Genomic DNA, 3,355 nt, shown 5'->3' on the forward strand with positions numbered 1-3,355 from the left:
CCGGTGGGGCTGCTGTGGGCTGCCAACCACGCTCCAGAGCCTTCTTCAGGTCAGCACCCTCATCCACACCCCCCATGTATTCGGACTTCTGCTGATAGATTTCCCTTGCCTCATCCGGACTGGCAACGATGTGAGGTGTGAGGAAGATGAGAAGATTGGTGCGTCTCGTTGTCTGACTTTCCGAACGAAAAAGCCAGCCCAGGGTGGGCAAGTCTCCGAGGCACGGCACCTTGGTGACCGAAGATTCTGTGTCGTCTCCCAGCAAGCCGGCAATCACCACGGTGTTGCCGTCCTGGACAGCCACGTTGGTTTCTGCCGTGCGCTTCCTGGTTGTGGGGGCCAGCACCACCTGGTCCTGCCCTGCCACCTGGGTTTGCTGCACCACCCGGCTCACTTCCTCGAAGATCTTGAGCTTGACAAAGCGTTTCTCATTTATCTGCGGCGTAACCTTGAGGGTTACCCCCACGTCACGGTACTCGATGGACTGAATCGCCCGGTCCGTGGTTGCCGTACCCGAGTCGACCCTGGTAGTAAAGGGAATGTTCTCTGCCACCACCACCGTGGCCTCCTCATTGTCCAGAGTCATCAACTGGGGAGTCGCGATTATCTTGAAATCATTGTCTGTCTTGGCCGCATTGATCACCGCCTGCAGATTGTTGAAAGTGATGTCACCAATAGTTATGGGGAAGGACACCACTCCGGCGCTCAAACCGCCGGGGAAGATGAGCTGTCCCCCCTCGTTGAGTGATGGTGACGCTGTCCCCATATTGGAACTGCCGAAGATCAGCGCATCCCTGCTCCTCTTGTCCAGGTTGGTTCTACCAGCCACACTCCAGTTTACCCCGAGGGAGATGTCCTTGGTTGAGGAGACCTCCAGGATCAGCGCCTCCACGTAGACCTGTTTTCTGGTAATGTCCAGCTTCTCGATGATGGGCTTCAGCACCTGGAACTCATCCGGCTTGGCCGTGATCACCAGGCTGTTGGTGGCCTTGTCCGCCACTATTTTCACGTCCGTGGAAATGACCGGCTTCTTGCCCTTCTTGGTCTCCTTGGTGGGAAGCCCCGTGAGCACCTTGGCCAGTTCCTCTGCCTGGGCATTCTCCAGATATACCACCTGGATGTTGCCGGCCCCCTTGGGAGTGGGCTGATCCAGGGTTGCCACCAGGTCCTTGATCCTCTTGGTGTTCTGCCGGTCAGCCAGCACAATGATCACGTTTGTCCTTTCATAGGGAACTATCTTGAGCGGCGGTCTGGCGCTCACCCTCCTGGTCTTGACCTTTCGCTGCGATTCCACCAGCTGGCTTATCTTCTGAGCAATTTTTTCGGCGCTGCCATACTCCAGCCTGATCACCGAGATGGTGGCCTCCTGAAACTCCACATCGATTTCTCTGACGATTCTGAGCAAGCGCTGAATGTTCGACTGAAAATCAGTAATAATAAGGATGTCAGTGGGAGCGTAGGCAATCACCACTCCCTGCTTGGAAACCAGCGGCGCCAGCAGCTTGCGCACATCCTGGGAAGAGGCGTACCGCAGGGGCAGGATCTGGGTGATGACCCTGTCGTCCGGCCGCGGTACAAAGCCCACGGCTTTCCTGGTCTCCACACTCTTCTGCCTCGCCTCCACAGAAGGTATCACCTTGATCACTTCACCGCTGGGCACGGTGGTGAAGCCATGCACCTCGAGAACGGACTCGAAAACCTTGTAGGCCTCCTCCAGGGAAATCTTCGACGGAGACAGGACGGTTATCTTTCCTCGCACCTTTTCATCGATTACAAAGTTTTTCCCGGTGAGCTCGCTGATGAACTTGATGAACACTCTGATGTCCACCTGCTCAAAATCCATGCTGATGCTTTTGTTCGAAGTGGAGGCAGGCCTCCCGGGCTCTTCGCCGTAGACCAGAGCTGCGGGCCTCAGGAAAAGGAGCAGGGAAAATGCCAACCAGCACAACAGCCGGGCAGTTGCACGTGGACTCTTGCTGTTCACTAGGCTAAACCAGCTACTGTATTTCATAGTGGAGCTCTCGTTTTCGCCGTCCGCGTTTTATTTGCAGGGCTATTTCTCCTCCCTCCATGAGACTCTCATAAAAATCAATTGCCTGTTCGGGGCTGGTGATCTCTTCATCATTTACAGCCTGAATCACGTCACCATTGCGGAGTCCCATCTTTGCAAAAATACTGCCAGGTTTGATATTGGTAACCAGGAAGCCGGCTGGCTTCCTGCCTTCCATATATGGCCTGATGCGCACCTGCCGCATGAGTTTGTTGAGGTCTTGCATCGAAGATTCTATCTCATCCCTGTCCAGCTGTACGGTTCTGCCCGGTGCAGGCCGCGGAGGAGATCGACGAGGGGCGCGGGAAACCGGGGCCCGCCTGCCCTTCTCCGGCGTTGCCATGGTGAGCATTTCGTCGCGCTCTCCAGTGTTCACCACCACACTCAGGCGCAGGATCTTCTTGATGAGAGCTTCCTTGACCCTGTCCCCTTCGTGATATACCCCCTGCTTGCGGGTTCTGGCATCCTCGATAATTGCGACGCTTTCCACGGGCCCGCCTGCCACCACTGTGCCCACCAGGCGCAGGCCGAGGTCATCGAGAGCCAGAGGGATGTTTGCCAGCTCTATGTCTTCACCGCCCCTGCCGACGTCTGCTCCAGCATCGCCGCCGCCAAAGAGATCTCTTTCTGCCACCACAGAATAATAGCTCAAAGGCTTCAGCGGCACAGGCTGCTTTGTAGTTGTTTCCCCTCCTGTCTCCTCAATTGCCGCAGGAACAGTAGCCACCCTGGAGCCCACCAGGGCCATGACCGCATCAACCACAAAATACACCACTATGCTCAGCACCAGAATGTCGTAGATCCAGCGGCGCTTCATGGCCTTTTTCTCTTTCCTTCCTGAGACACTGATTCCAGTAGTGTGGCTATCTTCGCTTCACACTTAGCAAAAAAGAACGAAAATTACAACTCGCAAAAACCATACCTATTCCCAGAATATCTTTTGCTTTTTCGTCACTCGAATCCAGCCCTGCTCCACGTTCCCGAGCATTCCCCCTGTTAAAAGCCTTTATAATTAGGACCAGAGTTTCTCAAAAAAGTTCGGAGGTGGGGACTAGCGATAGCGCAAAGCGCTATCGCTAGGGCATTGGGCGCAGGGCGCAAGGCGCAGGGGGAAAGGCTAGGAGGCTGGGAGGCTGGGAGGCTTACCGGCTACGCCGGAGTTATCAGTTATTGGTTATCAGTTATTGGTTATCAGTTATCAGTTGCGCGTTGCGGGTTACCTGTTGCCGGTTGAAAAAATACTGGCGCAGGACAATCGGCTACGCTGGTTGTAAATGCTAACCAGACAACATGTTAGGGCGAGGA

2 protein-coding genes are annotated in these 3,355 nt (G+C 55.2%); both read right to left on the reverse strand.

Going from position 1 to position 3,355, the window contains the following annotated elements:
• Nucleotides 1-2,011 (reverse strand): type II secretion system secretin GspD (gene gspD, locus JRI89_17185; GenBank protein MBW2072965.1); only part of this gene is annotated, 2,011 nt, incomplete at its 3' end.
• Complete coding sequence (locus JRI89_17190; protein ID MBW2072966.1) at nucleotides 1,998-2,867, reverse strand: PDZ domain-containing protein; 870 nt, start codon at nucleotides 2,865-2,867, stop codon at nucleotides 1,998-2,000. The genes gspD and JRI89_17190, both read right to left, overlap by 14 nt.
• Between the last annotated feature and the right edge of the window lie 488 nt (nucleotides 2,868-3,355).

Source organism: Deltaproteobacteria bacterium, from assembly GCA_019309045.1.
Lineage (GTDB): Bacteria > Desulfobacterota > Syntrophobacteria > BM002 > BM002 > JAFDGZ01.

Bases quoted from the DNA above. Each gene is read 5' to 3' on its own strand.
- JRI89_17190 (MBW2072966.1), bottom strand. From the start codon at position 2,867: ATGAAGCGCCGCTGGATCTACGACATTCTGGTGCTGAGCATAGTGGTG.